This is a genomic window from Arthrobacter citreus (assembly GCF_038405225.1).
Classification (GTDB): Bacteria; Actinomycetota; Actinomycetes; order Actinomycetales; family Micrococcaceae; genus Arthrobacter_B; species Arthrobacter_B citreus_A.
In genome coordinates, this window is the sequence record NZ_CP151657.1 from 2,978,237 (window position 1) to 3,005,198 (window position 26,962).

A 26,962-nucleotide genomic window follows, 5' to 3' on the forward strand; every position below is an offset into this window, starting at 1 on the left:
CTGGTCGGCAACGCCTAAACCCCGGGCGGCAACGCCTAGGCCCGGTACAGGCTGATGGAGTTGGCGGGAAGAATATCCCTCCCGCCACCGCGGTGCTGTCCGCCGATGCGTTCCCGGGCATCCGCCGCGGTGCTCAGGAGCAGCTCATAAGAATGGTCTTCGTCGCGGACGGCGCCGGAGCGGCTGAGCGCTTCAGCGTCCGGCAGGACAATCTCCGTGTCCTGGAGCGATCCGTTGAGGACAAAGAGGCCGTTCAGCTCTCCGGCGGAGGATCCCACCAGCAGCTGGACCACGCGGGTGGAGGGATCCTGCCACTTGTCCTGGGCCATTGGCTGGCCCTCGGCATCAAACCACAGCAGGGAGGATCCGCGTGCATCCGCCGGAAACCGGTATGGCTGCGAAGCCAGGAAGTACCGGCGCAGGCGCAGCAGCGTGCGGGTGAAGTCCAGCATCCGCTCTGCGTCGGCATCCAGGTCCCAGTGCGTCCAGGCCATTGGGTTGTCCTGGCAGTATGCGTTGTTGTTGCCGTGCTGGGTCCTTCCCAGCTCATCCCCTGCGGTAATCATGGGGACCCCCAGGGACATCAGCAGCGTGGCCATGACGTTTCGGGCGCTCTGGGCGCGGCGGGCATTGATCCGCTCGTCGTCCGTGGGGCCTTCGACGCCGTGGTTATAGCTGCGGTTGTCGTTGCTGCCGTCCCGGTTGTCTTCCCCGTTGGCCTCATTGTGCTTGCGTTCATACGAGGTCAGGTCCGCCAGCGTAAAGCCGTCGTGAGCCGTGACCAGGTTGATGGAGGACAGGGCCGTTCGGCCGGAGCCGGCAAACAGGTCGGCTGAGCCGGCCAGCGAACCGGCAATCCGGCCCACCGAGCCGCCGGTGCCACCGGCAGCCAGCGCGGCCTGGTCCTGCAGCCAAAAGTCGCGGACTGAGTCCCGGAACCGGTCGTTCCAGTCCGCCCAGCCGGGAGGAAAGTTTCCGGTCTGCCATCCGTCCGGTCCGATGTCCCAGGGTTCGGCAATCAGCTTGATGCCGTTGAGGACCGGATCGGCGGCCAGCGCAATGAGGAAAGGATGGCGGCGGTCAAAACGTCCGTCCGCCCCGCGGCACAGCGCCGGAGCCAGATCGAAGCGGAAGCCGTCCACCCGGTATTCCTGCACCCAGTAGCGCAGCGAATCCAGGGCCATTTGAATGACCCGCGGTTCGCTGAAGTCCAGCGTGTTTCCGCAGCCGGTGGTGTCGAAGTAGCGGCCCTCGGCGTCGTAGCGGTAATACCGTTCATCGCCGAGTCCGCGCCAGCTCAGAGCCGGCTGGTCCTTTTTCCCCTCGGCCGTGTGGTTGTACACCACGTCCAGGATGACTTCGAGGCCGCCCTCGTGCAGTGACCGGATCATTCCCTTGACCTCGTCCTGCACCGCCTTGGGCCCGGCAGCCTGGGCTGCCCGCGTGGCGTACTCCGAATGCGGGGCGAAAAAGCCAAGGGTGTTGTAGCCCCAATAATTGGTCAGGCCCAGCATCCGCAGGTGTTCTTCATCAGTGTGGAAGTGGATCGGCAGGAGCTCGACGGCGGTCACCCCCAGCTGCTTGAGGTAATCCACCATGACGGGGTGGCCGAAACCTGCGTAGGTGCCGCGGAGCTCGTCGGGGATTTCGGGGTGGAGCATGGTTTGCCCGCGTACGTGTGCTTCGTAAATGACGGTGTCCCGCCACGGGGTGTGCGGCTGGCGCGATGAGCCCCAGTCAAAAGCCGAGTCAACGTGCACGGAAAAGAACAGCGGCATGTCGTCCCGGCCCGGCTGTTGGTCGATCCCGCGCCCGTAGGGATCCAGCAGCAGCTGGAAGCTGCCCGGCTCGCCGGGCAGCTCCTGTCCCCGGGGCCAAAACCCGTAGCGGGCACCGTAGGAGAGTCCGCTGACCCGCCCGTGGTGGATGCCGGCTACGGACTCACCGAGGGGTTCAGAAACCCAGACGCCCGGAGCTTTCTCGAAGTGGATGTCCACTGCGGACAGGCCCGGGGCGTAAATGGACACGTTGGCGGTTCCCGGCACCTCTTCGATGCCGGGAACCGAGTTCTTTACACCAAGCGGGAAGGGCCTGGATACCCGCCGTGCGGCGGCCTGGCCCTGTGGATCACCAATCAGGTCTGCCATGCTGCCTCTCGGACTCCGCCGTGGATTAGGCGGAACGCTGCCGTGATATTTCGTACAGGCTAATGCCTACGGCCATGGACGCGTTCAGTGATTCCATGGCTGAATCGATGGGGATGGACACAATCTGGTCGCAGTTCTCGCGGACCAGGCGGGACAAGCCCTTGCCTTCGGAGCCCACCACGATGCAGATCGGGTCTTTGGCCAGGACAATGTTCGGCAGCGACACGTCGCCGTCGCCGTCCAGGCCCAGAACGAAGATGCCCATTTTCTTGAACGCTTTCAGGGCGCTGTTCAGGTTTCCGGCGCGGGCCACCGGCACGCGGACGGCGGCACCGGCGCTGGTCTTCCAGGCCGAGGCGGTCATGCCCACGGCGCGGCGTTCGGGCACGATGACGCCGTGCGCACTGAACGCCGAGGCGGAGCGGATGATCGCGCCGAGGTTACGCGGGTCGGTGATGCCGTCCAGCGCAACGAACAGCGGAGCGTTGCGGACGTGGCCCTTTTTCCATGCTTCGAGGGTTTCCTGGGCCAGATCCATCGGGTCCGCGTACTCGTAGGGCGGGATCTGCAGGACCAGGCCCTGGTGCACGGCCTCGTTGGTCATGCGGTCCAGCTCGGGCTTGTGCGTTTCCATGACGGGCAGGCCGCGGTCGGCCGCCATCTTCAGGGATTCGCGGACGCGGTCGTCCATGTCGATGCGGACGGCCACGTGCAGCGCCTTGGCGGGGATGCCGGCGCGCAGGGCTTCGACCACCGAGTTGCGGCCGGTCACCACTTCTTCAGCCACCTTGCCGCGGACGTTGGTGCCGCTGCGTCCACCGGCGGCGCGGGTGTCTCCGCCGCGCTTGGCTGCGGAGCGCTCAGCCAGCTGCTTGTTCTTGTACGCCTTGTGATAGGGGCGTTCTTCAGCCTTGGGCGTGGGTCCTTTACCCTCAAGAGCCTTGCGGCCCAATCCACCTGTGCCCCCGCTGGGGCCCTTTTTGGCTTTACGCATTGCGCCGGGACGTCCGTTGTTGGCCATCGATTACACCTTAAACCTAGAAGAAAGCATTACTTCTAGTTTACGCAGGCTCCCGGGCAGCCGGTGTCCATGCTGCTGGGGTGTACTCCAACAGCCAAAATCCGCGGCAGAAAGGCCCCTGTTTTCGGGCGGGTTCAGCCCTGTGCCAGGCTCCAGCGTGCGCCGTCCGGGGTGTCCTCGACCGCGATGCCCGCTGCGGCCAGGGAATCCCGAATCGCATCGGCCCTCGCCCAGTCCTTCGCGGCACGGGCGTCGAGCCGCTGCTGCAGCTGATCCTGGATCAGGGCGTCCAGGGCGTTGTGCTCCGGCCCTTCCGTGCGTGCCGGCTGCTGCACCGCATCCAGCCCCAGGGCCATGGTCATGGTCAGCACGGCGTGCAGTGCGTCCCGGACGTCATCCGTCCGTCCCGCAGCAAGGGCGGTGTTGCCTGACCGGACGGTGTCATGCAGGACCGCCAGTGCCTGCGGCACGTTGAGGTCATCGTCCATGGCTTCGGCGAAGGCCGCCGGCATGGACCTTGTGTCCAGGACAAAGCCGTGGTCTCCGGTGCTGTAGACCTTCGCCCGTGCCTTGTCGATGAATCCATCAATTCGTTCAACGGCGGCCGCAGCTTCCTGCAGCGACGTTGGCCGGTAGTCCAGCACCGAACGGTAGTGCGCCTGCCCCAGGTAATAGCGGACCACCCGGGGGGAGGCTTCGGCCAGCATCTCCGAGGGGCTCACCGTGTTGCCGATGGACTTGGACATCTTCTCGCCCTCGAAGGTGACCATGCCGTTGTGCATCCAGAAATTGGCGAAACCGTCACCGGCGGCCTGCGACTGGGCCATTTCGTTTTCGTGGTGCGGGAAGCGCAAATCCAGGCCGCCGCCGTGGATGTCGAACTGCGGGCCGAGGTACTTGGTCACCATCGCCGAGCATTCCAGGTGCCAGCCCGGCCGGCCCTTGCCCCAGGGGCTGTCCCAGGCGGCTGTTTCGGGCTCGCCGTCCTTATGGCCCTTCCACAGCGCGAAGTCCCGGGGGTCACGCTTGCCGCGCGGACCGGCGTCGGGCGCTGCCTGCATGTCGTCGATATTCTGCCGGGTCAGGGATCCGTACTTGTCCCAGGACCGGACGTCGAAGTACACGTCGCCGGAGTTATCCAGCGCCGGGTAGGCGTGGCCGGCGTCGATGAGGCGGGAAATGAGCGCGTGCATTTCCGGAATGTGCCCGGTGGCCCGCGGCTCGTAGGTGGGCCGCTGCACCCCCAGGGTGTCGTAGGCCTTGGCGAATTCCTGCTCGAAGCGGTAGGCCAGCGCCCACCAGGGCTCGTCCGGCACGACGTCGGCGGAGGGCTCGGCGCCCACCGAGTCAGCGGCCTTGGCCAGGATCTTGTCATCGATGTCGGTGACGTTGCGGACGGTGGTGACGCGGAACCCGCGGAACTGGAGCCAGCGCGTGAGCTGATCAAAAACGATGGCTGAGCGGATGTGGCCCACATGCGGTTTCCCCTGCACGGTGGCGCCGCAGTAATACAGGCTTACCTCGCCCTTTTTCAGGGGTACGAAGTCGCGGATCTGCGCGGTTGCGGTGTCATAGAATCTCAGGCTCACCGCTCTAGGCTATCGCCTGCGGGCCGCAGCGGGCTTATCTGCCGGGCAACGGTGGGTTCTGCACCTGGACGACGACGGCGGTGGCCACTGCGGCTATGCCCTCACCGCGTCCGGTAAAGCCGAGGCCGTCGGTGGTGGTGGCGGAGACGCTGACCGGGGCGCCTGCCGCACCGCTGAGGATGGCTTCGGCCTCGGCCCGGCGCGGTGCGAACTTGGGCCGGTTACCGATCAGCTGGACTGCGACATTGCCGATTTCGAATCCGGCGCCGCGCACGATCCGGGCCGCTTCCTCCAGCAGGGACAGCCCGGAGGCGCCGGCGTACTCGGGCCGGTCCGTTCCGAAATGCGTCCCAAGGTCGCCCAAGCCGGCAGCGGAGAAGAGGGCATCAGCTGCGGCGTGGGCCACCGGGTCGCCGTCGGAATGTCCGGCCAATCCGCGTTCTCCATCCCACAGGAGCCCGGCAACCCACAGCGGCCGCGGAGCGTCATCGGGCGCGAAGGCGTGCACGTCCACGCCGATTCCGGTGCGGGGAAGGTTAACGGCAGGCATGGATCAGTCCTCTTTGTCGGTAGGGGTGCGGGCCAGAACCGCTTCGGCCAGCAGCAGGTCCAGCGGGGTGGTGATTTTCAGCGACAGCTCCGAGCCCTCGACAACGTACACCGGCGTGCCCAGGGATTCCGCCAGCATTGCATCGTCGGTCACCGCGGCGGCCTGCTCCGCGGTGAAACCGCGGGCTGCTGCATGGGCACGGCGCAGCAGGCCGGCTTCGAAACCCTGGGGTGTCTGGACCGCGCGCAGCGTGGAGCGGTCGGGGGTTCCGGTGACCACCCGGGGCGCGATGCCCGCCTGCCCGGCAGCGGTGTCCGCCGTCGTCTTAACGGTGTCGGTGACCGGCACTGCCGGAATCACTGCGGCCGCCCCGGCGGCCAGCGCGTCAGCGACCCGGCCGAAGACCTCCGGCGGCGTCAGTGCGCGGGCAGCATCGTGGACCATCACTGCGTCGAGGTCAGCGGGGAGCGCCTGCAGCGCGGCCCGGACGGAGTCGGCCCGGGTGGCGCCGCCGTCAACCACGGTCAGGGACGCGCTGACCGCTGTCCCGCGGCACAGCGACCGCATGACCGTGTCACCGGCCGGGACTGCAACGCTGATGGCCGAGGCTATTCCGGACGCTTCGATCCCCCGCAGGGCATGGACGAGCAGTGCGACGCCGAACAACGGCACCTGGGCCTTGGGGATGCCGTAGCCCAGCCGCTGCCCCGAACCGCCTGCTACGACAATGACACCGATCCGCTGCTGGCGGGAAACTGTTGAAGACACCCCTTCAGCCTAGTGCCCGCCGGAGGACGCCGCTTCAGGACCGCGAGGGCGGGACCTGTCCTTAAAGACAAAATGCCGGTCCGTGAGGACCGGCAGCGTGCCGTGTGCTGTAAATCAGTGCTGCTAGCTTGCCAGAACCTTGTCCAGGACAACTGCGGCCTGATCTTCGTCTGTCTTTTCAGCCAGTGCCAGCTCTGAAATCAGAATCTGGCGGGCTTTTGCAAGCATCCGCTTTTCGCCTGCAGAGAGTCCGCGGTCGTGGTCGCGGCGCCACAGGTCGCGAACGACCTCAGCCACCTTTACCACGTCACCGGACGCAAGCTTCTCCAGGTTTGCCTTGTAACGGCGCGACCAGTTGGTGGGCTCTTCGGTAAGTTCGGCCCGCAGCACATCAAACACGTGCTCCAAGCCTTCCTTGCCCACCACATCGCGAACCCCAACGAGGTCAACGTTCTCAGCCGGTACTTCTATGGTCAGATCACCCTGTGCCACCTTAAGCTTGAGATACATCTTCTCTTCGCCCTTGATGGTTCGCATCTTGATCTCTTCGATCTTCGCGGCACCGTGGTGAGGGTAAACAACTGTTTCGCCAACCTCAAAAACCATGTGGACTTTCCCCTTTCCCAGCCTCAAGTTTACCATGGGTGCGACACGCCGAGAAGAGTTTTCGCAGGTCAGGTACCTGATCGTGACCCGCGTAGGTATTATCCGGCCTGCCTCCCGCGTTCCCACCTGCGGCGATGGCTGTGCGGAGGTCCATTTTGAGTCCCGGGCCAGGGGCCGAAAATCCAACATTTAGGCCGTTTGCCGATAGGCTAGGCACAAAAGATAGCCGCAGGTCGCAAGACCGCAATACCCCAGGAGTTTTGTGCTGTGAGATTCACACCCAAGAACCGGGCGCAGCGCGCAGCTGCCGCCGGTGTAATTGCGCTGGCAGTACTGGGAGTCTCCAGCTGCAGTGCAGTGAACGAGCAGGCAACGGTGCGCGAATACTCACCGTCGGACGGCATCGTCGAAAACGTCGGCGAAGTTGAACTGCGCAACCTCCTGGTGGTCAGCAACGGCGACGGCGAAGCCGGCCGTCTGCTGGGCACCGTGGTCAATGCGTCCCCCGACAATGTGGACTTTTCCCTGGCCATGGGCGGAACCACGCTGTCCTGGTCCATTGAGTCCGGCGACAAGATCATCTTCGAGGACGCCACCGCCTCTGACGTGACGGTACCGAATGTCGACACGCTGCCGGGCACCGGCCTCCGCGCGGATGCCAGCAACGGCACCGAAACGGTGGAGCTGAACGTCCCCGTTGTCGACGGCACCCTGGTGGATTACCGCGAGTACCTGCCGACGCCGTCCCCCACCCCGATCGAAGGTGCCACCATGGTGCCCTCCGACGAGGCCACGGATGTCCAGCAGGACACCGGAGCGGACACCGGCACCGCCACCTCGGAGCCGACTGAATCGCAGTAGGCTAGCCGCCGCGGTTCCGCCGCGGGACAGCTTAAAAGAACGAAGAAGGGACCCGGCCGGCGCTGAACTGCTCCCCGAAAGTTGGACTGAGAAATCAGTTCTAACTTTCGGGGAGCAGTTTTATGCTTGCGCAGAGTTCATTGTCCGAGGACCAACGCCAGAGCGCGGTAGCGTTGTTCGAAATCGGCTGGGGCGACAGAGCCGTGTCAACGAAGCTTGGAGTGAGACGCTCCACGATTCGCCGGTTACATGACCGATGGCTAGTTCGTGGAGGTACGACGCTGGTGGCCAAGCCAACCAAGAGGGTGTTCTCGTTTGATTTCAAGCTGACTGCGGGCAGCGTTATCTCTCCGGCGAAACGAGGGCAGACCTGGCCAAGGAACTCCAGCTGTCCTCTCCGCAGCTGATCGATAAGTGGACGCGGCAGTACCGGACAGCGGGTGAAGACGGACTGCGACCGAAGCCGAAAGGCCGGCCGAAAAATGACTCTGGTGCGGTTAGACAGCCTGAGTCGGAGCTGCAGCGGCTGCGCCGGGAAAACGAACGGCTGCGGGCAGAAGTCGCGTTCCTGGGAAAAGTACGGGCCTTGGGGGACGGGAAACGGCCGTAAAGGTACGCGCCGTTATCGCTCTCAAGGCCGAACACCGGCTGGAACTGCTGCTGAACATAGCGGGCCTGGCCCGTTCAACGTTCTTCTACCATCAGGCCCGTTTCCAGGACCCGGACCCGCAGGCGGAGCTCAAGGCCGCGGTCAGAGAAATCTTCGAGAAGAACCATGCCCGCTACGGGCACCGCCGCATCCACACTGTACTGGCCAAGCAGGGGTGGACCGTGGCGAAAAAGACCGTGTTGAAGCTGATGCGCTCACTGCGGCTGGTCTGCAAGGTGCGGCGAAAGAAGCGCTACGCCTCCTACCGCGGTGAACAGGGAGTGGTGGCACCGAACCTGTTGAACCGGGAGTTCGAAGCTGCTGCACCGAACCAAAAATGGGTGACCGACGTGACCGAGTTCAGCGTCGGTGACCGCAAGCTCTATCTCTCCCCGGTGATGGGCCTCTTCAACCGGCAAATCATCTCGTACTCGATGGGGTTATCCCCGAATCTGGAGCTCACTAACTCCTCGCTGCGCAGAGCCCTCAACATCCTTGAACCTGGGGCGCAGCCGCTCGTGCATTCGGATCAGGGATTCCAGTATCAGCACGTCTCGTGGCGGACGCTGCTGAAGAACGCCGGCGCGGTCCAATCGATGTCCCGCAAAGGCAACTGTTATGACAACGCGGTGATGGAGAACTTCTTTGGACACCTCAAGGAGGAACTCTTCCACCGGGTCCGGTTCCTGAATACCGATGCCCTGACAGCACAGCTGGATGAGTACATCCGCTGGTACAACACTGAACGCATCTCGACAAAGCTCGAGGGCCTGAGCCCGGTGCAATACCGTGCTCAGGCCCTCGCGGCCTAGACTTTTATTTGGCCAGTCCAACTTTCGGGGACCAGTTCACGGCGCCGGGTCCCTTCTGTTTATGCCCACCTGCCCGGCCGGTTTCCACTGGGCACAGGCTTCGGGATCAGGTCTCGAATTTGTATCCCAGTCCGCGTACTGTCACAAGGTGCCGCGGCAGGGACGGATCCGGCTCGATCTTGCTCCGGAGCCGCTTGACGTGCACATCCAGGGTTTTCGTGTCCCCGACGTAGTCGGCACCCCAGATCCGCTCGATCAGCTGTCCCCGGGTCAGCACCCGGCCGGAGTTCCGCAGCAGCATTTCGAGCAGCTCGAACTCTTTGAGGGGCAGCGGAATATCGGATCCGTTGACACTGACAACATGTCGGTCCAGGTCCATGCGCACCGGCCCGGCCTCCACTGTGGGACCTGACAGGTCACCGCCGTCGCCGCCCCGCCGCCGCAGGACGGCCCTGATGCGGGCCAACAGTTCCCGGGAGCTGTACGGCTTGGTGACGTAGTCGTCGGCGCCAATCTCCAGGCCCACGACCTTATCGATTTCCCCGTCCAGTGCGGTAAGCATGATGACCGGAACATCGGACCGCTGGCGAATCTGCCGGCACACTTCGGTGCCGGGCTGGCCCGGCAGCATCAGGTCCAGCAGGATCAGGTCTGCTCCGCGCCGGTCAAACTCGGTGACGGCGTCGTTGCCGTTGTCCACCACGCACACGTCGAATCCCTCCCGCCCCAGCAGGTAGGAAAGAGGATCGCTGAACGACTCCTCGTCTTCGACTATCAGGATCCTGCTCAAGCACTGACTCCTTGTTCGTGGCTGCCGCCCGCGGGCGGGGCCGATTCGGCGGATTCCATTTCCGGCAGCCGGACCGTGAAGGTCGACCCCTGTCCGGGCTGGGACCACAGACTGATTTCGCCGCCGTGGTTGGTCACCACGTGCTTGACGATGCTGAGGCCCAGGCCGGTTCCGCCCGTATGCCGCGAGCGGGCACTGTCGATGCGGTAAAACCTTTCGAACACCCGTTCCTGGTCATCGGGATGGATGCCCGGCCCCTGGTCGGTGACGGCAACCTGCGCCATGCCGTCGCGCGAACGCAGCCCCACGCCAACCCGGCTTCCGGGCGGCGCATAGCGGATCGCGTTGTCGATCAGGTTGCGGAAGGCGGTGGTCAGCATTTTCGCGTCCCCGTAGACGGAACCCTGCACTGACCCTCCGACGACGACGGTCGTGTTCCTGTTCTCCGCCGGCAGCCGGTTGGCCTCCACCGCGTCGGCGACCAGTTGGTTGATGTCCACCTCACGCGCCCGGTCCACCATGTCGGTGCTCTGCAGGCGGGACAGTTCGATGATGTCCTGCACCAGTGCGGTCAGCCGGGACGATTCCTTGCTCATTCTTGCGGCGAACCGGCGCACCGCTTCTTCGTCTCCCGCGGCGTCGTCCAGGGCTTCGGCGAGCAGCGAGATGGCCCCGACCGGGGTTTTCAGCTCATGCGATACGTTGGCGACGAAGTCGTTGCGCACCTCCTCGGTGCGGGCGATTTCCGTGTGGTCGTCCGCCAGGATGAGAATGTACTCTTCACCGACGGTCGCAACCCGGACCTGCAGAATGACGTTTCCCTGGCCCAGCGGGCCCCGCTGCAGTTCCAGCTGCCGTTCCTCGATAACCCCGTCACGGCGCACCCGCGCCGTGAGGGCCAGGAGCTCGGGCGGAACGAGCGTATGCCCGCGGACGAGGCCGAAGGCGTAGGCGCCCGGGCTGGCACGGACCACGCCGTCGACGGCGTCCACCACGATGTAGGCGCGTCCGATCGCTGCCAGCACGTCAGCGGCTCCGTCCGGGATGGCCGGCTCGTCGCCGGCGGCCAGTTCCCGGCGCTGGCGGCGGCTGGCACCATAGGCGAGCACGCCGGACACTCCCACGGCCAGGCCGAGGATTCCGGCAATCAGGCCCAGCAATACAGGATTCACTCTCCTAGCTTAGGCTGAGCGCCGGTACCCCGGAGGACCCGCGGTGGCATAAGTCCCTCCGTTAAACTAACGTTCATCTGAAGATGCCCAACGGTTAACCCCGTGCTGAAATCCTGCCAATACGGCTGTGACAAGGCAGCACGGGAACGTTGGACGAGTGCTGCACAAGTGAAAGGACCCGAAGTGCGTAAGGTTTTTCAGGCCGAGCTTCATCAGATTGGCGAAGAGCTGACCCAGATTTCCGAGCTCGTCACCGAAGCGATGCAGAAAGCCACCCTCGCCTTCGAAGGTGCGGACACGGAGTTGGCGCAGGATGTCATCGCTGCCGACGCGCGGATTGACTTCCTCCAGAATGACCTCGACGAGCGTGCCATCGACATCCTTGCCCTGCAGGGTCCGGTTGCCTCCGACCTTCGGATGATCGTGGGATCGCTGCGGATGAGCGCCTCGCTGGAGCGGATGGGGGACCTGGCCCGGCACATCGCCCAGCTCGCTCGACTGCGCTACCCGGAGCAGGTGGTTCCCGAACCGATGGTGGAAACGTTCAGCGAGATGGCCCGCCTGGACATCCGCATCTCAGAGCTGCTCACGGAGCTCCTGGAGACCCGGAACCTGGACCTGAGCACGGAGATTTACGCCTGCAACTCACGCATTAATGAGCTGCACGCCGGAGTGTTCAAGGCCGTGGCCTCCCCGGACTGGCAGGTTTCGGCGGTCAGCACAGTGGACCTGACCCTGGCGAGCCGCTACTTTGAACGCTTTGCCGACCACGGCGTGTCCGTGACCCGGAAGGTCAACTACCTCGTCACCGGTGAATGGCAGCCGCTCTCGGAGTCCGGCCGCTAAGGTCACCACAGACACCTGCAGCAAACAGTAAAGGGCGGCCCCGCGGGGCCGCCCTTTAGCGTTGCGGGACTGGTGCTACTTCTTGCCCTGATTGGCCACGGCCTTGATCGATGCCGCGGCCGCCTCCGGATCCAGGTAGGTGCCGCCGGCCTTGACCGGCTTGAGGTCCTCGTCCAGTTCGTACACCAGCGGAATACCGGTGGGGATGTTCACGGCCGCAATGTCGGCGTCGCTGATCCCGTCCAGGTGCTTCACCAGGGCGCGCAGCGAGTTGCCGTGAGCGGCGATCATGACCGTCTTGCCGGTCTTGATGTCAGCGGAGATGTCCGATTCCCAGTACGGAAGGAACCGCTCAAGAACGTCCTTGAGGCACTCAGTGCGGGGCAGTTCGTCCTGGGACAGATCGGCATACCGGGGGTCGTGCGCCTGCGAAAAGTCGCTGTCATCGGGCAGGGGCGGCGGCGGGGTGTCGTAGGAACGGCGCCACAGCATGAACTGCTCTTCGCCGTACTCGGCGAGGGTCTGCGCCTTGTCCTTGCCCTGCAGGGCTCCGTAGTGGCGCTCGTTCAGGCGCCAGCTGCGCTTCACATCAATCCAGATGCGGTCGGCGGCGCCGAGGGCAATGTTGGCGGTGTTAATGGCCCGCTGCAGGCGGGAGGTGTAAAGAATATCCGGCAGCAGATCATTCTCCACCAGCAGCTCTCCGCCGCGGAGGGCTTCGGCCCGGCCGAGGTCCGTCAGATCCACGTCCACCCAGCCGGTGAACAGGTTCTTTTCATTCCATTCGCTCTGGCCGTGGCGCAGAAGGATCAGTTTGTAAGTCATATATGTCATGGTAACGGAGGACCCGAGGCGCGGGGCAGGCCGGAAGCGCGCTAAGCACCGCGCACAACACCATGTCATGGGGCACTTCCGCTGACCAGTAACATTGTTTGGTGCAAAAGCCGCAAAAACCCGTAGGAAATGTGACCAGGGGCACTACAAATCCCAATAGATTGCGGCGGGTGGACCGCTGGCTGGCCGGGCCGCAGGGCTGGCGGCTGAGACGGGCCGCGGATCCGCTCATCGTTGACCTTGGCTACGGCGCCGCCCCCACCACCGCCGTCGAACTCCACACCCGGCTTGGCCGCATCCGCCCTGACGTCGACGTCGTGGGCATAGAGATCGATCCGGCGCGGGTGCGCTCAGCCAAATCCCTGGAACGGGATGGCCTGACGTTTCGGCAGGGCGGCTTCGAACTGCCCGTCGACGGACGGCGCCCGGTGATGGTCCGCGCCTTTAACGTCCTGCGGCAGTACTCCGAAGACGAGTACGGCGCGCACTGGGACATGGTCCAGTCCCGGCTTGCGGCCGGGGGCATCTTCGTTGATGGAACGTGCGATGAAATTGGCAGGCGCTCCACGTGGGTGGAGCTGGACTCCACCGGTCCGGTGTCGCTCAGTATTTCGCTGCGTTTCGGTGCCTTCGTGCTGCCCTCGGATGTGGCCGAGCGGCTGCCGAAGGCCTTAATCCACCGCAACGTTCCGGGCGAGAAAGTCCACGCCCTGCTGCAGGCCATGGACAAGGCATGGCTCCAGGCGGCCCCCCAGGCTTCCTACGGCAACCGCCAGCGCTGGCTGGCCATGTGCAGGGATCTCCGGGCATCGGGCTGGCCGTTGTTGACGGGCCCGGCCCGGTGGCGGCTGGGGGAAATCACCGTCGCGTGGGACGCTGTTGCACCGGCGTGAAACGAGCCGGGGTGAATCGGGCCTTCGGCTACCAGCGCCCGTAGGGACCTGAGGACCCCCGGCCGGAACCGCTGACGGACGGCTTCACATCCGCCAGATACACACAGGCGGCCACGAGCCCCGCCAGGGTAAAGGGCAGCAGGGAGCCGGGGCTCAGGGTGCCCAGGACGCCCACGGCCGTGGCCGCTCCGGTCATGCCCAGCCAGAACCCCTTGGTCCGCTTGCCGGTGGCCTCGAAAACCGCGGGCTTGCGACGCACCGCATCGGAAAACGCCCAGAGCGCAATGACCAGCGTGGCCAGGCCCAGGGCCTGGTAAAACAGCGGCTCGATGAGGAAGACGTAAATCACTGTTTCAGCCTACCGTGCCAGCGCCTGGGCGAGATCGTCCCAGAGGTCTTCGGCGTCCTCGATGCCCACCGACAGCCGCAGCAGGTTTTCGGGCACGGACTGGGGCTCGGCGGGCTGGCGGCGGCGCCGCTCGATCAGCGACTCAACTCCCCCCAGCGAGGTGGCCGGAAGCCACAGGCGCACCTTCTCGGCCACTGCTTCCGCCGCCGCGGCGCCGCCGGCCACTTCGATGCAGAGGATGGATCCAAATCCGTCCATCTGCTTGGCGGCCCGCTCGTGCCCCGCGTCCCCGGGCAGGCCCGGGTAGCGGACCGCCTCCACGCCGGGATGGTCCACCAGCCGCTGCGCCAGCAGCCCGGCGGTGGCCTGCGAGCGTTGAACCCGGAGCGCCAGCGTCCGCAGCCCCCGCAGCGCCAGCCACACCTCAAAGGGACCGCCGATGGAGCCGTGCAGCGAACGGTAGCTGTGCAGGCGTGTCCGCAGCTCCCCGCTGGAGGTGGCCAGCGCTCCCAGCACCACGTCGGAGTGCCCGGCGAGATACTTCGTCACGGAGTGGAGCACGACGTCGGCGCCCAGCTCGAGCGGACGGGTCACCAGGGGTGTGGAAAAGGTGTTGTCGGCAACCACCAGGGCACCGGCTTCGTGCGCTGCCCGCGTGAGGACCTCGATTTCCGCCACCTCGAGCATCGGGTTGGTGGGACTTTCGATCCACAGCATGCTGGCCGGTCCGAAGCCGTCCGCTGTCCACGCTGCGGAACCGCGCAGGGCCGCCACCACATCCTCAGTGTCGGCAACGTCGACCGTGCGGACGGTGAACCGGCCGTTGGCCGCTTCCTCTGCCGCCAGGAGCAGCGAACCCTGATAGCTGTGCCGCGGCATCACCAGGACACCGCCAACGGGAACCAGGGACAGGGCCGCCGCCACCGCCGCGAGGCCGGAGGCAAAGACCAGCGCCGGAAGTTCCGCTCCCTCGAGTTCGGAAAGCGCCTCTTCAAACGGATCCCAGGTGGGGTTGGAAAAGCGGCCGTAGACGCGTTCTCCGGGGACCGGTGTTCCCGTTCCGTGGAAAGTGGAGGAAAGCACGATGGGCGGATTGACCGGGGCATCCGGCTCCCGTGCCGGACGGCCCGCGGTAACGGCAACGGTCTCCCGGGACAGGTTCGCGGGGGAAGGAAAGATCGACTCGGAGCTCATCCGTTCAGCCTAGTGCGCTGCCATCCCCGGTGCGCGGCCGCAACACAGTCCCGGCGCAATGTGTCCGGCAGTTACGGGACCCGCCGGGGGCAGCACGTGCGAGTGAATTCGAACCGGGCTCCCAGCGGAACTGGGTAGGCTAGGCGGGTGAGTATTTCTAGTTCCTCCACGCGCCCGGCTGGCTTGTTCGTTGCCTTTGAGGGCGGTGACGGAGCCGGCAAGTCAACTCAGGCCGAAAAGCTCACTGCGGCGCTGGAAGCGGCGGGCCGGACGGTGGTCCGCACCCGCGAGCCCGGCGGAACCCCGGTGGGTGAGCAGCTCCGCTCGCTGGTGCTGGAGCACGGCAACGGGGAAATCGATGCGCGCACCGAGGCCCTGATCTTCGCGGCATCCCGGGCCGCCCACGTGGCCCAGGTGATCCGGCCGGCCGTGGAGCGCGGCGAAGTTGTGGTGTGTGACCGCTTTATCGACAGCTCGGTGGCGTATCAGGGCTCCGGGCGTGCCCTGGGCACCGAGGAGGTCCGCCAGCTCAACATCTGGGCAACCGAGGGCTTTTCACCGGATCTGACCGTGCTCCTCGATGTGGATCCTGAACAGGGCAGGCTGCGGCGCACGGCCAATGATGCCGAGGAGGACAGGATGGAGTCCGAGCCCGACGCTTTCCACCTGCGCATCCGCCGCACCTTCCTGGAGCAGGCCCGGAATAATCCCGAACGCTATCTGGTGCTCGACGCCGGACGGCCGGTGGACGAGTTGGCCGGCACCATCCTGGCCCGGGTCAGGGAGCTGCTGCCGTGAGCGTCTGGGATGATCTGCAGGGCCAGGCCCCTGTGGTGGAACAGCTGCGGCGGGGCGCGGCGCAGGCAACCCCCAACCACGCCTGGCTGTTCACCGGCCCGCCGGGCTCCGGACGGTCCAATGCCGCCCGGGCCTTCGCTGCCGCGTTGCTCTGTGATGCACCTGATCCCGCGCTGCGCGGCTGCGGCGAATGCAAGGCATGCCGCACTGCGTTGGCCGGCTCCCACGCCGACGTCACATCCGTCACCACGGAAAAAGTGACCATCAGCATTGTGGAGGCGCGCGAACTGGTGCGCAAAGCCCAGGACAAGCCCTCGACAGGCCGCTGGCGCGTCATCATCGTCGAAGACGCCGACCGGATGCAGGAACGCAGCACCAACGTGCTGCTCAAGGCGATTGAAGAACCGCCGCCCCGCACCATTTGGCTGCTGTGCGCCCCGAGTCCCGGCGACGTCCTGGTCACCATTCGCTCGCGCTGCCGCGCCGTCAGTCTCCGCCTGCCTCCCGTGGAGGATGTGGCCGATCTCCTGGTGTGCAGGGACGGCATCGACCCCGAGGTTGCACAAAATGCGGCACGGGCGGCTCAAAGCCACATTGGCATCGCCAAACGGCTGGCCACCGATGAGGGCGCCCGCACCAGGAGGGAGTCCATCGTCCGGCTGCCGCTGTCCCTGCGGAACGTCTCCGGTGCCATGAAGGCCGCCGCTGATCTCGTGGCGCTGGCCGAGGCCGAAGCCACCAGCTCCTTCGAGCAACGTGACGCCGCAGAACGGCAGGCGCTGCTGGCCTCGCTCGGCGCCTCGGAAACCGGGGCGGTCCCGCCGTCGATCCGCAGCCAGGTGAAGCGGTTGGAGGAGGACCAGGTCCGCCGCGCCAAACGCTCCAAGAATGACTACTTTGACCGCGCCCTCACCGATTTGCTGTCCTTTTACCGGGACGTCCTGATGCTCCAGCTTGGCAGCGGGGACAGCCTGGTCAACGAGAACCTGCGCCGGGAGCTTACCGAGTACGCATCCCACGGTTCGCCGGAGCAGACGCTGCTGCGGATGGAGGAAATTAATCTGGTCCGGCGGCGTCTGGTCTCCACCAACGTGGCCCCGCTGCTGGCCATCGAGGCGATGGCGGTTAGCCTGTTATGACAGCGTTGGACTGACCAAAGCCCGACCCTTCCCCGCCAACTCCCCGTCCCCAGGAGCATCGATGACCCCGGCCAGCCGCTATTCCCGACTCGCGCTGGCTGCAGCGTCCGCCGTCATCGTCCTCGCCGGCATGACGGCCTGCACCGGTGAGAATCAGGCGGAGGAAACCAGCACTGCCCCGCAGCCGGGCACCACGTCCTCCGCCGGCGCCGAAGTGATAGGGGACGTGCCTGAGGACCTGCTGCCCTATTACGGCCAGGAAGTCAGCTGGGGCGGGTGCGAAGCCGGTGCCGGGGACGGGCTGCGGTGCGCCACCGTCGAGGTGCCGATGAATTACGCGGATCCCGCCGGGGAGAGCATCGAACTGGCCGTCATCCTGGCCGGGTCAGAGGGCAGCGCGCGGGGAACCATCCTCGTGAATCCCGGCGGTCCGGGCGGCTCGGGTTATGACGCCGTTGGCGAGAATCTCCAGGGAATCACCACCGAGCGGCTCCGGGAGAACTTCAATTTCCTTGGCTTCGACCCCCGCGGAGTTGCCCGTTCCACTCCCGTCGAGTGCCTCACCGACGAAGAGCTGGATGAGGAGCGCGCTAAGTACTGGGATCCCTCCACTCCGTCCGGGCTGGCGGCATCCCGGGAAAGTGCCCGGGAGCTGGCGGACAAGTGCGCCACAAACTCGGGATCGGTCCTGGGTTTTGTGGATACCGTGAGCGCGGCCCGGGATATGGACATCCTGCGCGCTGTTGCCGGCGACGAGAAGCTGAATTATCTGGGCTTCTCCTACGGGACGTTCCTCGGAGCAACCTATGCCGAACTGTTTCCGGAGAACGTGGGGCGCATGGTCCTCGACGGTGGGCTGGACCCGGCAGCGAGCAACGAGGAAATCACTTTGGGGCAGGCGGAAGGCTTCGAAAAGGCCATCCGGGCGTATGTGGAGGATTGCCTGTCCTCCAGCAGCTGCCCCCTGTCCGGCACACCGGAGCAGGCCATCGAGACCATCCGCACCCTGATCGCTTCAGTGGAAGCCAGCCCGGTGACCGCGAAGGACGGCCGCACGGTAACGGTCTCCACCTTTGTCAGCGGCTTCATCCTGCCCCTGTACAACGACCAGAACTGGCCGGTGCTGACCCAGGCCCTCGATGCCGCCCTGCAGGGGGATCCGTCCCTCATGCTCCGGCTTGCCGACCTCAGCGCCGAGCGGGAGCCTGACGGAACCTACGCGTCCAACAGCACCGTGGTGTTCAGCGCCATCAACTGCCTGGATTACCCGATGACCGCCGATGATCAGCAGATGCGCCGCGACGCCGAGGAGCTGGAGCAGGCGTCCCCGACCATCGGCAAGTACCTCGCCTATGGCGGCATCACCTGCGAGGCATGGCCGTACGACGCCGTCAATGAACCGCATGAAATCAAGGCTTCCGGCGCCGATGACCTGCTGGTGATTGGCACCACCGGGGATCCGGCAACGCCTTATGAGTGGTCAGTGTCGCTGGCTGAGCAGATGGAATCAGCCACCCTCGTCACCTGGGAAGGTGAAGGACACACGGCCTACGGCCGCGGCGACGAGTGCATTGCCGACATTGTGGACGACTACTTCATTGACGGTACGGTTCCCGCCGAGGACACCGTCTGCTCCTAAGCGTTTCTTTTTTGGGGCAGCCCCTTGCCGCCCTTACTCACCCGACGTAGCTTTTACTCATGCAGGTAAAACCGGTGTCGGTCACCGGGGCCGCCCGGCGGTCCCAGATCATCGGCGCAACAGTGGCGGTAATCGCCGATCAGGGATATGACCGCGCGTCCTTTGCGCGGATTGCGGAGCGGGCCGGAATTTCCAGCACCCGGCTCATCTCCTATCACTTTGCCGGGAAGGCTGAGCTGATGGCCGCCGTGGCCGCCGAGGTCATTTCCTCCATCGGTTCCTGGACGGGACGCGCCGTGCACGCCCAGCCCTCAGCAACCGGACAGCTGCGCGCTTACATCGAAGCCACGGTGGAGTTCATAGACCACCACCGGGACGAAATGGCCGCACTGACCGGAATTCTGCTCGCCGGCGCCCTGAATTACTCAGCGGACGACGACGGCGCGGCGGGCGCTCCGCTGGAGGACATCCTGCGCCGCGGGCAGGAGGCGGGCGAATTCCGGTCCTTTGATCCCCTGGTGATGTCGGCCGCCGTCCAGCGCTGCGTCGACGGACTGCCATTCCTGCTCCAGCGCGAACCGAATCTGGACTGCACCCGGTACGCGGCCGAACTGGTCACGCTCTTCGAGCTGGGCACCGCGGCGGACCAGCGGTGAAAGGAATCCGAGCGGTGTCCCGGAGCCTAGGCGCTTCCGGCACCACTCGTGCGGGCCGGCGCCGGATGTTCGGCGCCCTGCGCCTGCTGGCAGGGTTCCTGCTGCCCCTGGCCGTATTTTACGGATTGCGGGCCGCCGGGGCAAGTGCCTACACCGCGCTGCTGGCCGGCACGGCGGCTTCCCTGGTGGACACGGCTGTCGATCTGGCACGCAAGCACAGCATGAATCCGGTGACTCTTTTTGTGATTACTTTGATGGTCTTCAGCACGGCAGTGTCCCTGCTGGCCGGCGACCTGCGTTTCCTGCTGGCGCGCGGAGCATGGGCCACGGGGCTGTCCGGTTCGTGGTTCCTGGCCAGCTCCTTCACCCGCAGGCCGCTGGCTTACCTGTTGAGCCGGCCGCTCCTGGAAGGCCGTTTTGGCTGGCCGGCGGACTGGGACACCCTCTGGGAACGGCTGCCGCGGTTCCGCCGGGTCTGGCGGGTCACGGGTGTCATGGTGGGCGTGTCGCTGCTGCTCGACTGCGGACTGCGGATCCTGATGGCTTACACCCTGCCCGTGGACAGCGTTCCGCTCCTGTCCACCGCACTGTCGGCCGCCACTAGCGCGGTGCTGATCATTGCCGTCAACATCTACTATCAGGTGACCGGCGCCGCCCGTAAATGGTCCAGCTTCTACGCCGGCGCCCAGACCGGACCCAACCCCTCGTTTTGACCAGCCGCCCTGCGGCATATAAAGTTGTTCCTTGTGGATTCTGGCCGTTAGCGGACCGATGAAGCCCGCCTCCTTAGCTCAGTTGGTAGAGCGTCTCACTCGTAATGAGAAGGTCGCCAGTTCGATTCTGGCAGGAGGCTCCACCACAGGAAACGAAAATCCCCTGAGAACCCGCAAGAGTTCTCAGGGGATTTTTTGTTGCGTGGATCAGCAGGTGGCCACCCGGGCCACTGGTATGACTCACAGCGAGACACGCGCCCAGCACGGCCAGCGCGGTAGCCCGGGTTGTTGCCTGCCGTTTCCGGCCACCTGCGGTCCTCCCAGCGTATTCCGCTGCCCTCACCACAAAAAGGTGCCCGTCCCGCATGAGCGGAACGGACACCTTATGCGCACAGACTGAAGGTCTTAGGCGAAGTCGGCCGTCGCCGGGTCCGCGCCGTAGCGGGTGCCGTTGTCGAGGGCGTTGATGGCCTCAATGTCCTCGTCGGAGAGCTTGACGTTCAGCGCCTCCCAGTTTTCCTTGATCCGGGATTCCGTGACCGACTTAGGGATCACGATGCTGCCCAGGGCCAGGTGCCAGGCGATAACGACCTGGGCCGGGGTGGCGCCGTCGTACTTGTCCGCAATCTCGGCCAGCTTCGGGTCCTCGAGCAGGCCCTTGCCGGAGCCCAGCGGGGACCAGGACTCGTGCAGGATGTTGTGCTTGGCTTCGAAGGCGCGCAGCTCGGCCTGGTTCAGGTACGGGTGCGTCTCGACCTGGTTCAGCACGGGTACAACGCCGGTGGCGTCGATGATTTCCTGCAGTGCCTCAACGGTGAAGTTGCAGACACCGATGGATTTGACCCGGCCCTGCTTCTGCAGCTCGATCAGGGCCTTCCAGGTGTCCACGTACTTGTTCTGCTTGGGCTGCAGCCAGTGGATCAGGTACAGGTCCAGGGTTTCCAGGCCCAGGCGCTCCATCGAAGCGTCGAATGCCTTGAGGGTCTCTTCGTAGCCCTGGTCCGCGTTCCAGACCTTGGTGGTGATGAACATGTCCTCGCGCGGGACGGACGTGGCGGCGATGGCACGGCCGACGCCGGCCTCGTTGCCGTAGATCTTGGCGGTGTCGATGTGGCGGTAGCCAACTTCGAAGGCCTGCCCAACAACCTTTTCGGCCACTGAGTCCTCTACCTGCCACACGCCGTAGCCAAGCTGGGGAATGGTGTTGCCATCATTAAAAGTCACAAGCGGTGATGTAGTCATTGGCCTATCCTTGCAAAGGACCGGCCCAAATCGGCTTTCCATGACGTCTCTATGCTGGACGCGAAATATCCGGTTGCCCTATTCCCGATTCGGAAAAGAATTTCGGGCTATTTGAGGGCGTCTGCAGCGGCTTTCATGGCCCGTTCGGCTTCAAGCACGTCTTCGGCCACCAGCTGGGCGCGCCGGTGGACGTTTTCCAGGCCGGCGGAAGCAAACCCCCACCGTTCACTGTCCAGCCGGGACATGGCTGCCGCCTCCGCTGTTGCCGCGAGGGAGTTGCCGCTGCGCGACAGCGCGCGGTGCACGGCAATGAGCGAGCCGGGAATGTCCTGCCCGTTGCTCGGCAGGCGCCGCTGCGCGTTGACGCACACCTCGCGGACCCGGGGCAGCAGCTCCGCCAATCCGTTGGCCACGGTCACCAGCTCGTTGTACACGGCGTCGTCCTCCACGCCCTCCAGCATCTGGTGGTAGCGGTCCAGGCCTCGGGTGAAGCGGTCATGGGCGCGCCGCCACACACCCTTCCCGAGCTGGGTGTCGTCCTTCCGCCCCTGCCGGGCGGCTGCAAAAAGTGCCATGGGTCCTACAGGTACTGGCCGGGGCCGGCGTGCGGCTCGGGCTGGGCGGAGGAACGGGATGGTCCGGAGGGATCGGCGCGCCGGGGCTCGCCGTTGTCACCGATAACGACGCCGGGTGCCAGCACTGTGCCGGGCGGCAGCTGCCGGAGCTGCAGCCGGGAGGCCATTTGCTGGTTGGCGGTCTGCTGCGCCGCTATGGCGGTTTGGATGCCGCGGAACAGCCCCTCAAGCCAGCCCACCATCTGGGCCTGGGCGATCCGCAGTTCAGCGTCAGTGGGCACGCTGTCATCCAGGAACGGAAGATTCACCCGGTGGAGTTCCTCCACCAGTTCCGGTGCGAGTCCGTCCTCCAGTTCGCGGAGCGAGCGTGCGTGGATCTCCGCCAGGCGGTTGCGGGCGGCGTCATCCAGCGGGGCGTTCCGGACTTCTTCGAGGAGCTGCTTGATCATGGTGCCGATCCGCATCACCTTGGCGGGTTCATCCACCAGGTCGCGGAGTTTCGCAGGACCGGAGCTGCCGTCGCCTCTGTGGCCGTGTTTTCCGGAGTCAGTGCCGCCGTCGTTGGGCACTGCAGGGGCGTTGGTATCCCCGGGGGCAGAGTCGCCGGCTGCCCGCGTGCTGACCGGCGGGTTGCTGGACGGCGTTTCACGTGTGCCGGGATTGGAGGAGGGTGATGCTGTGTCGGAACCGGGCGCAGGCGCTACATCCGGCCGGGCGGCGGATCCGTTCTCGTCAGTCATGCATTAATGCTCTCATGGTTGGGGTTCATAACCGGGTGCCGGGTCAGCTTTCCAGCTCCTCCGTCCGCATTTCGGCGTATTCTCCGTCCGGACTCAGTCCCGCCACCTGCTGTCCGGCGTTCAGTTGTCCGGCTGTGTAGTGCCGGTCATCGAATTCCGGTCCGCTCAGGCGTTCTTCTTCCGGCATGTTGATGTCGTCGGCCAGATGCTCGTCTTTGTTGTCCGGCTCCGGGGCCGGCAGGCTGATGTCTTCCCGCAGGTGCTCGTCCTCTGGCAGGTCACTGGAGTTTTTGTTGTGCTTTCCCATGCTTCACCGTAGGCACCGGGCCCGGCAGCGCTCAAGGCTTGGTCACGAAACAACACAAAACACCGCTGGCGGGTCCAACGACGACGACGGCGGCACCCAAGGCGGGTGCCGCCGTCGTCGTCACCGGTGGCTACTGATGCAGCGGACGCCGGCCCGGGAGCGGCCCTAGCAGCAGCGGCCCTCGGGGTTGGAGTCCTGCCGGTCCATCTTGTCCTTCCAGAACTCCCGCTCCGTCAGCGGCGCTGAAGTGCAGCCGGAGGACTGGTGAAAGGTGACGTACTTTTGGTACGCGTCCTCCCCCATGACGTCCCTGAAGAACCGCACAAATCCGCGCAGCCCGTCCTTCACGGTGCCCGTGCTCACGAGTGTGCCTTCCGGACAACCTTCCGGTCCGCGGGCAGCGCATCCCACTGGGCCTGGATGTCCTTTTCAGCCGGGGTTGCCAGGAACCCCGCAGGTGCGAACATCCGTGAAGCAACCGCCGGATCCTCGGCGCTGGGAGAACCGCCGGCACGGAACGAACGGATGCTGGCAATGACCGCGGTGATGATGACGATGATCGCCAGCGTCACAAACACAATGGACAGCGTGCCCTGGATGAAGGTGTTGCGGACCACGGCTTCCATGGCCTCCACGGTCTTGGCGGTGCCGAAGCTGGTTTCGCCGCGCTCCAGGGCGCCCTTGAAGGCGTTGTGCTGCGCCCAGTAGCCAACGGCAGGAACCGGGCTGAAGATCTTGTACATCGAGGCGGTGATGGTCACCACTGACGCGAAGGCCAGCGGGAGCGCCACGATCCAGATGTACTTGAAGACGTTCTTCTTGGCCAGGATCGCCAGGCAGATGGCAAGGGCGATGGCTGCCAGCAGCTGGTTGGCGATGCCGAAGAGCGGGAATAGGGTGTTGATCCCGCCGAGCGGGTCCGTGACCCCCATGATCAGGATCGAGCCCCAACCTCCCACCATGACGGCGGTACAGATCCAGGCTCCGGTTCGCCAGCCGGTGTCGCGGAACTTCGGAATGAAGTTGCCGATGGAGTCCTGCAGCATGAACCGGGCCACGCGGGTTCCGGCGTCGACGGCGGTGAGGATGAACAGGGCTTCGAACATGATGGCGAAGTGATACCAGAACGCCATCATCGAGGAGCCGCCAATCAGGCTCTGCATAATCTGGGCCAGGCCGACGGCGAGGGTTGGCGCGCCGCCGGTGCGCGAGACGATGGATTCCTCGCCCACGTTTGAAGCCATGTTGGTGAGCATGTCCGGAGTGAGGTTCACGCCGGCCAGGCCCAGGCTGTTCACGAAGGCGACGGCCCCTTCCACGGTGCCGCCGGTGGCGGCTGCGGAGGAGTTCATCGCGAAGTAGATGCCGCGGTCAATGGAGATGGCTGCAACCAGGGCCATGATGGCCACGAAGGACTCCATCAGCATGCCGCCGTAGCCAATGAAGCGGGTCTGGCGTTCCTTTTCGATCATCTTCGGCGTGGTGCCGGAGGCGATCAGGGCATGGAACCCGGACAGGGCGCCGCAGGCGATGGTGACAAACAGGAAGGGGAAGAGCGGGCCGGCCACCACCGGGCCATTGTCAGCGGAGGCGAATTCGCTGATGGCCGGGACGGTGATTTCGGGCCGCACGATGATGATGGCGACCGCCAGCATCACGATGGTGCCCACCTTCATGAAGGTGGAGAGGTAGTCGCGCGGTGCCAGCAGCAGCCACACCGGAAGCACAGCGGCGATGAAGCCGTAAATGATGATGCCCCAGGCGATGACGGTCTTGTCCAGGGTCAGGGCGTCGCCCAGTGCGGTGTCGGCGATCATGCCGCCGCCGATGATGGCCAGCAGCAGCAGGACAAAGCCGATGATGGACACTTCGGTGACCTTGCCCGGGCGCAGGAAGCGCAGGTAGACACCCATGAACAGGGCAATCGGAATGGTCATGCCCACGGAGAAGACGCCCCAGGGGCTTTCCGCGAGGGCGTTCACCACCACCAGCGCCAGGATGGCGACAATGATGATCATGATGGTCAGCGTGGCGATCAGGGCTGCGGTGCCGCCCACCCGGCCCAGCTCTTCGCGGGCCATCTGGCCCAGGGACCGTCCGCCGCGGCGCATGGAGAAGAACATGACCAGGTAATCCTGGACGGCGCCGGCCAGGACGACGCCGATGATGATCCAGATGGTGCCGGGAAGATAGCCCATCTGGGCGGCCAGGACCGGCCCCACCAGGGGTCCGGCTCCGGCGATGGCGGCGAAGTGGTGGCCGTACAGCACGCGGCGGTCCGTGGCGGCATAGTCCTTGCCGTCTGCCTTGTACTCCGCGGGAGTGGCCCGCCGGTCATTGGGCTGCAGCAGTTTGCGCTCAATGAACTTGGAGTAGAAGCGGTACGCGATGAAGTAGGTGCAGACAGCGGCGAAGACAAACCAGATGGCGTTGACGGTTTCGCCGCGGACCAGTGCCAGCATGTACCAGCTGACGCCGCCCAGGAGGGCGATGCCGGACCAGATGGCGATCTTCAGCGGTGTCCAGTGGCGGTCTTCGGCGTCCGCTGTTTCGGGGTCCACCGCAACCGGCGGAAGATCGGGATCCTGCACCAGGACGTCACTGTCCTCAGGCTGTCCGGGGGCGGCCCGGCGCCGGCGATTCTCACTCATGGGGGTTTCCCTTTGCTTGCGGTAATGACTCGGAGGGGCCGGCAGTGAAACCGGCCCGGGAGACGAAAAAGCCCGCCTCTTGCCACCGAGATTAGCAGTGCATCTGTGATGCACTCCACAGCATGCTCAGGTGGTCAGGAGGATCTTGCCGGTGTGCCGGCCGGAATCGAAGTACTCGTGGGCGGCAGCCGCGTCGGCCAGGGGAAACGTCCTGTCCACGAGCGGACGGATTTTGCCCGCTTCCACCAGCGGCCACACGTACTTGCGGACGGCCTGCATGATGGCGGCCTTCTCTTCCGGCGGCCTGGACCGCAGGGTGGTTCCGATGACCGCGAGCCGCTTGCGCATCACCAGGTTCAGGTCGATCTCAGCCTTGGTGCCGCCCTGCAGCCCAATGATGACCAGCCGCCCTGAGACCGCCAGTGCCTCCAGATTGCGCGGCAGATACTTGGCGCCCATGACGTCCAGGATGACGTCGGCGCCGCGGCCGTCCGTGGCTTCCCGCACCCGCTCGACGAAGTCCTCGTTTTTGTAGTTGATGAGCACCTGCGCGCCGAGGGACCGGGCCAGTTCCAGTTTTTCGTCCGAGCCTGCCGTCACCAGGGGCACGGCCCCGAACGCGGCCACCATTTGGATCGCCATGGTCCCGATGCCGCCGGCGCCGCCATGGATCAGGACGTGGTCCCCCTCAGCGACTCCGGCCGCCATGAACAGGTTGGAGAAAACCGTGGCCGCTGTTTCGGGCAGCGACGCCGCGGTGACGGGGTCGACGCCGGCGGGAACGGGAAGGACCTGGCCTGCGGGCACGTTGACCTGCTCGGCGTAGCCGCCTCCCGTCAGCAGCGCGACGACGTCGGCCCCCACGTCGAGGCCCTCCACTCCGGTGCCCACTGCGGCAATGCGGCCGGACACTTCCAGGCCCGGGTACTCCGAGGCGCCGGCGGGCACCGGGTAACGGCCCTGGCGCTGCAGGACATCCGCCCGGTTGAGGCCCGCTGCCGTCACATCGATGAGGACTTCCCCGGGTCCGGGCACCGGTGCCGGCACCTCCTGTACCTGCAGAGCTTCCGGGCCTCCGGGCGTAGTGATGACAACTGCTCTCATTCTGTCCTCCAGGGGGTTAGATCAGATTTTGGTGAATTGCACCTTTCTGCCAGACTACTAGTGGGGAAGGTTGTCCGAGCGGCCGATGGAGCTGGTCTTGAAAACCAGTGTGCGGTAACCCCGTACCAAGGGTTCGAATCCCTTACCTTCCGCACAGGAAATAATGCAGGGCGCGTTGCCACTCGAATCCGGGGGCGGCGCGCCCTTCGCTTTGCCTGCACATTCCTCCCATCTCCTGTGCCGAATCCCGTGTACCGAAACCCCGCTTTGTTCCGCAGGGGAAACAATTCACCCTTATCGGAATTTGCGGCCCAGGA

29 protein-coding genes and 2 tRNA genes are annotated in these 26,962 nt (G+C 65.3%); 13 read left to right on the forward strand and 18 right to left on the reverse strand.

Annotation, left to right across the window (positions count from 1 at the left end; genetic code table 11):
* Nucleotides 1-35: 35 nt before the first annotated feature.
* The 6 genes from glgX to AAE021_RS13705 all read right to left on the reverse strand — a co-directional run bounded on the left by glgX (nucleotide 36) and on the right by AAE021_RS13705 (nucleotide 6,681).
* Nucleotides 36-2,147 carry a glycogen debranching protein GlgX gene (gene glgX, locus AAE021_RS13680; protein WP_342022882.1) on the reverse strand — a complete coding sequence of 704 codons (2,112 nt, stop codon included), beginning with the start codon at nucleotides 2,145-2,147 and terminating at the stop codon, nucleotides 36-38.
* Nucleotides 2,148-2,172: 25 nt separating this feature from the next.
* A complete protein-coding gene (rlmB, locus tag AAE021_RS13685; protein ID WP_342022883.1) occupies nucleotides 2,173-3,168 on the reverse strand; it encodes a 23S rRNA (guanosine(2251)-2'-O)-methyltransferase RlmB in 996 nt (331 codons plus the stop codon).
* 134 nt (nucleotides 3,169-3,302) lie between these two features.
* Complete coding sequence (gene cysS, locus AAE021_RS13690; protein WP_342022884.1) at nucleotides 3,303-4,757, reverse strand: cysteine--tRNA ligase; 1,455 nt, start codon at nucleotides 4,755-4,757, stop codon at nucleotides 3,303-3,305.
* A 34-nt stretch (nucleotides 4,758-4,791) separates the two neighbouring features.
* Nucleotides 4,792-5,307: a 2-C-methyl-D-erythritol 2,4-cyclodiphosphate synthase gene (gene ispF / locus AAE021_RS13695; protein WP_342022885.1), complete on the reverse strand. Its 516-nt coding sequence runs from the start codon at nucleotides 5,305-5,307 to the stop codon at nucleotides 4,792-4,794.
* A 3-nt stretch (nucleotides 5,308-5,310) separates the two neighbouring features.
* The gene (ispD, locus tag AAE021_RS13700) at nucleotides 5,311-6,075 is read right to left on the reverse strand and encodes a 2-C-methyl-D-erythritol 4-phosphate cytidylyltransferase (protein ID WP_342022886.1); all 765 of its coding nucleotides are present in this window, start codon (nucleotides 6,073-6,075) and stop codon (nucleotides 5,311-5,313) included.
* Between the two features lie 123 nt (nucleotides 6,076-6,198).
* Nucleotides 6,199-6,681, reverse strand: coding sequence for a CarD family transcriptional regulator (locus tag AAE021_RS13705; RefSeq protein ID WP_104055910.1), 483 nt, complete (start codon nucleotides 6,679-6,681; stop codon nucleotides 6,199-6,201).
* A gap of 267 nt (nucleotides 6,682-6,948) precedes the next feature.
* Between AAE021_RS13705 and AAE021_RS13710 the strand changes: the two genes are divergently transcribed.
* The 4 genes from AAE021_RS13710 (at nucleotide 6,949) to AAE021_RS13715 (ending at nucleotide 9,003) form a co-directional block, all read left to right on the forward strand.
* On the forward strand, nucleotides 6,949-7,542 hold the full coding sequence (locus AAE021_RS13710) for a hypothetical protein (RefSeq protein ID WP_342022887.1): 594 nt from the start codon (nucleotides 6,949-6,951) through the stop codon (nucleotides 7,540-7,542).
* A gap of 122 nt (nucleotides 7,543-7,664) precedes the next feature.
* Entirely contained in the window at nucleotides 7,665-7,949 is a 285-nt protein-coding gene (locus tag AAE021_RS18125) for a helix-turn-helix domain-containing protein (RefSeq protein ID WP_425362403.1), read from the forward strand.
* Nucleotides 7,931-8,152 (forward strand): helix-turn-helix domain-containing protein, encoded by a 222-nt coding sequence (locus AAE021_RS18130; protein WP_425362483.1) that lies wholly within the window; start codon nucleotides 7,931-7,933, stop codon nucleotides 8,150-8,152. The genes AAE021_RS18125 and AAE021_RS18130 overlap by 19 nt, the downstream gene beginning before the upstream one ends.
* Before the next feature lie 44 nt (nucleotides 8,153-8,196).
* Nucleotides 8,197-9,003: an IS3 family transposase gene (locus tag AAE021_RS13715; protein ID WP_342025417.1), complete on the forward strand. Its 807-nt coding sequence runs from the start codon at nucleotides 8,197-8,199 to the stop codon at nucleotides 9,001-9,003.
* Nucleotides 9,004-9,109: 106 nt separating this feature from the next.
* On the opposite strand, the gene AAE021_RS13720 is transcribed toward AAE021_RS13715, so the two are convergent.
* Both AAE021_RS13720 and AAE021_RS13725 read right to left on the reverse strand, forming a co-directional pair.
* On the reverse strand, nucleotides 9,110-9,793 hold the full coding sequence (locus AAE021_RS13720) for a response regulator transcription factor (protein WP_342022888.1): 684 nt from the start codon (nucleotides 9,791-9,793) through the stop codon (nucleotides 9,110-9,112).
* Entirely contained in the window at nucleotides 9,790-10,965 is a 1,176-nt protein-coding gene (locus tag AAE021_RS13725) for a sensor histidine kinase (RefSeq protein ID WP_342022889.1), read from the reverse strand. The genes AAE021_RS13720 and AAE021_RS13725 overlap by 4 nt, the downstream gene beginning before the upstream one ends.
* A gap of 183 nt (nucleotides 10,966-11,148) precedes the next feature.
* Between AAE021_RS13725 and phoU the strand changes: the two genes are divergently transcribed.
* A complete protein-coding gene (phoU, locus tag AAE021_RS13730) occupies nucleotides 11,149-11,811 on the forward strand; it encodes a phosphate signaling complex protein PhoU (RefSeq protein ID WP_342022890.1) in 663 nt (220 codons plus the stop codon).
* Nucleotides 11,812-11,886: 75 nt separating this feature from the next.
* Here phoU and AAE021_RS13735 read toward each other — a convergent pair whose 3' ends face one another.
* Nucleotides 11,887-12,636: a phosphoglyceromutase gene (locus AAE021_RS13735; protein WP_152222462.1), complete on the reverse strand. Its 750-nt coding sequence runs from the start codon at nucleotides 12,634-12,636 to the stop codon at nucleotides 11,887-11,889.
* Between the two features lie 179 nt (nucleotides 12,637-12,815).
* Here AAE021_RS13735 and AAE021_RS13740 point away from each other — a divergent pair, with 179 nt between their 5' ends.
* On the forward strand, nucleotides 12,816-13,538 hold the full coding sequence (locus AAE021_RS13740; protein ID WP_342022891.1) for a class I SAM-dependent methyltransferase: 723 nt from the start codon (nucleotides 12,816-12,818) through the stop codon (nucleotides 13,536-13,538).
* A gap of 28 nt (nucleotides 13,539-13,566) precedes the next feature.
* On the opposite strand, the gene AAE021_RS13745 is transcribed toward AAE021_RS13740, so the two are convergent.
* Together AAE021_RS13745 and AAE021_RS13750 are read right to left on the reverse strand one after the other, a co-directional pair.
* Nucleotides 13,567-13,887: a DUF2516 family protein gene (locus AAE021_RS13745; protein WP_342022892.1), complete on the reverse strand. Its 321-nt coding sequence runs from the start codon at nucleotides 13,885-13,887 to the stop codon at nucleotides 13,567-13,569.
* A gap of 9 nt (nucleotides 13,888-13,896) precedes the next feature.
* The gene (locus tag AAE021_RS13750) at nucleotides 13,897-15,081 is read right to left on the reverse strand and encodes a trans-sulfuration enzyme family protein (RefSeq protein ID WP_342022893.1); all 1,185 of its coding nucleotides are present in this window, start codon (nucleotides 15,079-15,081) and stop codon (nucleotides 13,897-13,899) included.
* 147 nt (nucleotides 15,082-15,228) lie between these two features.
* Between AAE021_RS13750 and tmk the strand changes: the two genes are divergently transcribed.
* The 6 genes from tmk to AAE021_RS13780 all read left to right on the forward strand — a co-directional run bounded on the left by tmk (nucleotide 15,229) and on the right by AAE021_RS13780 (nucleotide 20,169).
* Entirely contained in the window at nucleotides 15,229-15,879 is a 651-nt protein-coding gene (gene tmk, locus AAE021_RS13755) for a dTMP kinase (protein WP_342022894.1), read from the forward strand.
* Nucleotides 15,876-17,018, forward strand: coding sequence for a DNA polymerase III subunit delta' (locus AAE021_RS13760; protein ID WP_342022895.1), 1,143 nt, complete (start codon nucleotides 15,876-15,878; stop codon nucleotides 17,016-17,018). The genes tmk and AAE021_RS13760 overlap by 4 nt, the downstream gene beginning before the upstream one ends.
* Before the next feature lie 61 nt (nucleotides 17,019-17,079).
* Complete coding sequence (locus AAE021_RS13765) at nucleotides 17,080-18,657, forward strand: alpha/beta hydrolase (protein ID WP_342022896.1); 1,578 nt, start codon at nucleotides 17,080-17,082, stop codon at nucleotides 18,655-18,657.
* 59 nt (nucleotides 18,658-18,716) lie between these two features.
* Nucleotides 18,717-19,313, forward strand: a complete 597-nt coding sequence (locus AAE021_RS13770) for a TetR/AcrR family transcriptional regulator (protein WP_342022897.1) — start codon at nucleotides 18,717-18,719, stop codon at nucleotides 19,311-19,313.
* A gap of 14 nt (nucleotides 19,314-19,327) precedes the next feature.
* Nucleotides 19,328-20,026 carry a VC0807 family protein gene (locus AAE021_RS13775; RefSeq protein WP_342022898.1) on the forward strand — a complete coding sequence of 233 codons (699 nt, stop codon included), beginning with the start codon at nucleotides 19,328-19,330 and terminating at the stop codon, nucleotides 20,024-20,026.
* 67 nt (nucleotides 20,027-20,093) lie between these two features.
* A tRNA-Thr gene (locus tag AAE021_RS13780) sits at nucleotides 20,094-20,169 on the forward strand.
* Between the two features lie 262 nt (nucleotides 20,170-20,431).
* On the opposite strand, the gene AAE021_RS13785 is transcribed toward AAE021_RS13780, so the two are convergent.
* The 7 genes from AAE021_RS13785 to AAE021_RS13815 all read right to left on the reverse strand — a co-directional run bounded on the left by AAE021_RS13785 (nucleotide 20,432) and on the right by AAE021_RS13815 (nucleotide 26,645).
* Nucleotides 20,432-21,268, reverse strand: a complete 837-nt coding sequence (locus tag AAE021_RS13785) for an aldo/keto reductase (protein WP_342022899.1) — start codon at nucleotides 21,266-21,268, stop codon at nucleotides 20,432-20,434.
* A gap of 107 nt (nucleotides 21,269-21,375) precedes the next feature.
* Complete coding sequence (locus AAE021_RS13790) at nucleotides 21,376-21,843, reverse strand: hypothetical protein (RefSeq protein ID WP_342022900.1); 468 nt, start codon at nucleotides 21,841-21,843, stop codon at nucleotides 21,376-21,378.
* A gap of 5 nt (nucleotides 21,844-21,848) precedes the next feature.
* Nucleotides 21,849-22,583 carry a bacterial proteasome activator family protein gene (locus tag AAE021_RS13795; protein ID WP_342022901.1) on the reverse strand — a complete coding sequence of 245 codons (735 nt, stop codon included), beginning with the start codon at nucleotides 22,581-22,583 and terminating at the stop codon, nucleotides 21,849-21,851.
* A gap of 43 nt (nucleotides 22,584-22,626) precedes the next feature.
* Nucleotides 22,627-22,890 carry a hypothetical protein gene (locus AAE021_RS13800; protein WP_342022902.1) on the reverse strand — a complete coding sequence of 88 codons (264 nt, stop codon included), beginning with the start codon at nucleotides 22,888-22,890 and terminating at the stop codon, nucleotides 22,627-22,629.
* A gap of 165 nt (nucleotides 22,891-23,055) precedes the next feature.
* Entirely contained in the window at nucleotides 23,056-23,253 is a 198-nt protein-coding gene (locus tag AAE021_RS13805; protein ID WP_342022903.1) for a YbdD/YjiX family protein, read from the reverse strand.
* Nucleotides 23,250-25,541 (reverse strand): carbon starvation CstA family protein, encoded by a 2,292-nt coding sequence (locus AAE021_RS13810; RefSeq protein WP_342022904.1) that lies wholly within the window; start codon nucleotides 25,539-25,541, stop codon nucleotides 23,250-23,252. The genes AAE021_RS13805 and AAE021_RS13810 overlap by 4 nt, the downstream gene beginning before the upstream one ends.
* A gap of 126 nt (nucleotides 25,542-25,667) precedes the next feature.
* The gene (locus AAE021_RS13815) at nucleotides 25,668-26,645 is read right to left on the reverse strand and encodes an NAD(P)H-quinone oxidoreductase (protein WP_342022905.1); all 978 of its coding nucleotides are present in this window, start codon (nucleotides 26,643-26,645) and stop codon (nucleotides 25,668-25,670) included.
* 64 nt (nucleotides 26,646-26,709) lie between these two features.
* Here AAE021_RS13815 and AAE021_RS13820 point away from each other — a divergent pair.
* Nucleotides 26,710-26,797 (forward strand) — tRNA-Ser (locus AAE021_RS13820).
* Nucleotides 26,798-26,962: the final 165 nt, after the last annotated feature.

Excerpts from the sequence above, each read along its gene's own strand:
- AAE021_RS13810 (WP_342022904.1), bottom strand. The coding sequence starts at position 25,541 with ATGAGTGAGAATCGCCGGCGCCGGGCCGCCCCCGGACAGCCTGAGGAC.
- rlmB (WP_342022883.1), bottom strand. The coding sequence starts at position 3,168 with ATGGCCAACAACGGACGTCCCGGCGCAATGCGTAAAGCCAAAAAGGGC.
- AAE021_RS13765 (WP_342022896.1), top strand. The coding sequence starts at position 17,080 with ATGACCCCGGCCAGCCGCTATTCCCGACTCGCGCTGGCTGCAGCGTCC.
- AAE021_RS13735 (WP_152222462.1), bottom strand. The coding sequence starts at position 12,636 with ATGACTTACAAACTGATCCTTCTGCGCCACGGCCAGAGCGAATGGAAT.
- AAE021_RS18125 (WP_425362403.1), top strand. The coding sequence starts at position 7,665 with ATGCTTGCGCAGAGTTCATTGTCCGAGGACCAACGCCAGAGCGCGGTA.
- AAE021_RS13795 (WP_342022901.1), bottom strand. The coding sequence starts at position 22,583 with ATGACTGACGAGAACGGATCCGCCGCCCGGCCGGATGTAGCGCCTGCG.
- AAE021_RS13800 (WP_342022902.1), bottom strand. The coding sequence starts at position 22,890 with ATGGGAAAGCACAACAAAAACTCCAGTGACCTGCCAGAGGACGAGCAC.
- AAE021_RS13705 (WP_104055910.1), bottom strand. The coding sequence starts at position 6,681 with ATGGTTTTTGAGGTTGGCGAAACAGTTGTTTACCCTCACCACGGTGCC.
- AAE021_RS13815 (WP_342022905.1), bottom strand. The coding sequence starts at position 26,645 with ATGAGAGCAGTTGTCATCACTACGCCCGGAGGCCCGGAAGCTCTGCAG.
- ispF (WP_342022885.1), bottom strand. The coding sequence starts at position 5,307 with ATGCCTGCCGTTAACCTTCCCCGCACCGGAATCGGCGTGGACGTGCAC.
- AAE021_RS13770 (WP_342022897.1), top strand. The coding sequence starts at position 18,717 with ATGCAGGTAAAACCGGTGTCGGTCACCGGGGCCGCCCGGCGGTCCCAG.
- glgX (WP_342022882.1), bottom strand. The coding sequence starts at position 2,147 with ATGGCAGACCTGATTGGTGATCCACAGGGCCAGGCCGCCGCACGGCGG.
- AAE021_RS13790 (WP_342022900.1), bottom strand. The coding sequence starts at position 21,843 with ATGGCACTTTTTGCAGCCGCCCGGCAGGGGCGGAAGGACGACACCCAG.
- AAE021_RS13750 (WP_342022893.1), bottom strand. The coding sequence starts at position 15,081 with ATGAGCTCCGAGTCGATCTTTCCTTCCCCCGCGAACCTGTCCCGGGAG.
- AAE021_RS13785 (WP_342022899.1), bottom strand. The coding sequence starts at position 21,268 with ATGACTACATCACCGCTTGTGACTTTTAATGATGGCAACACCATTCCC.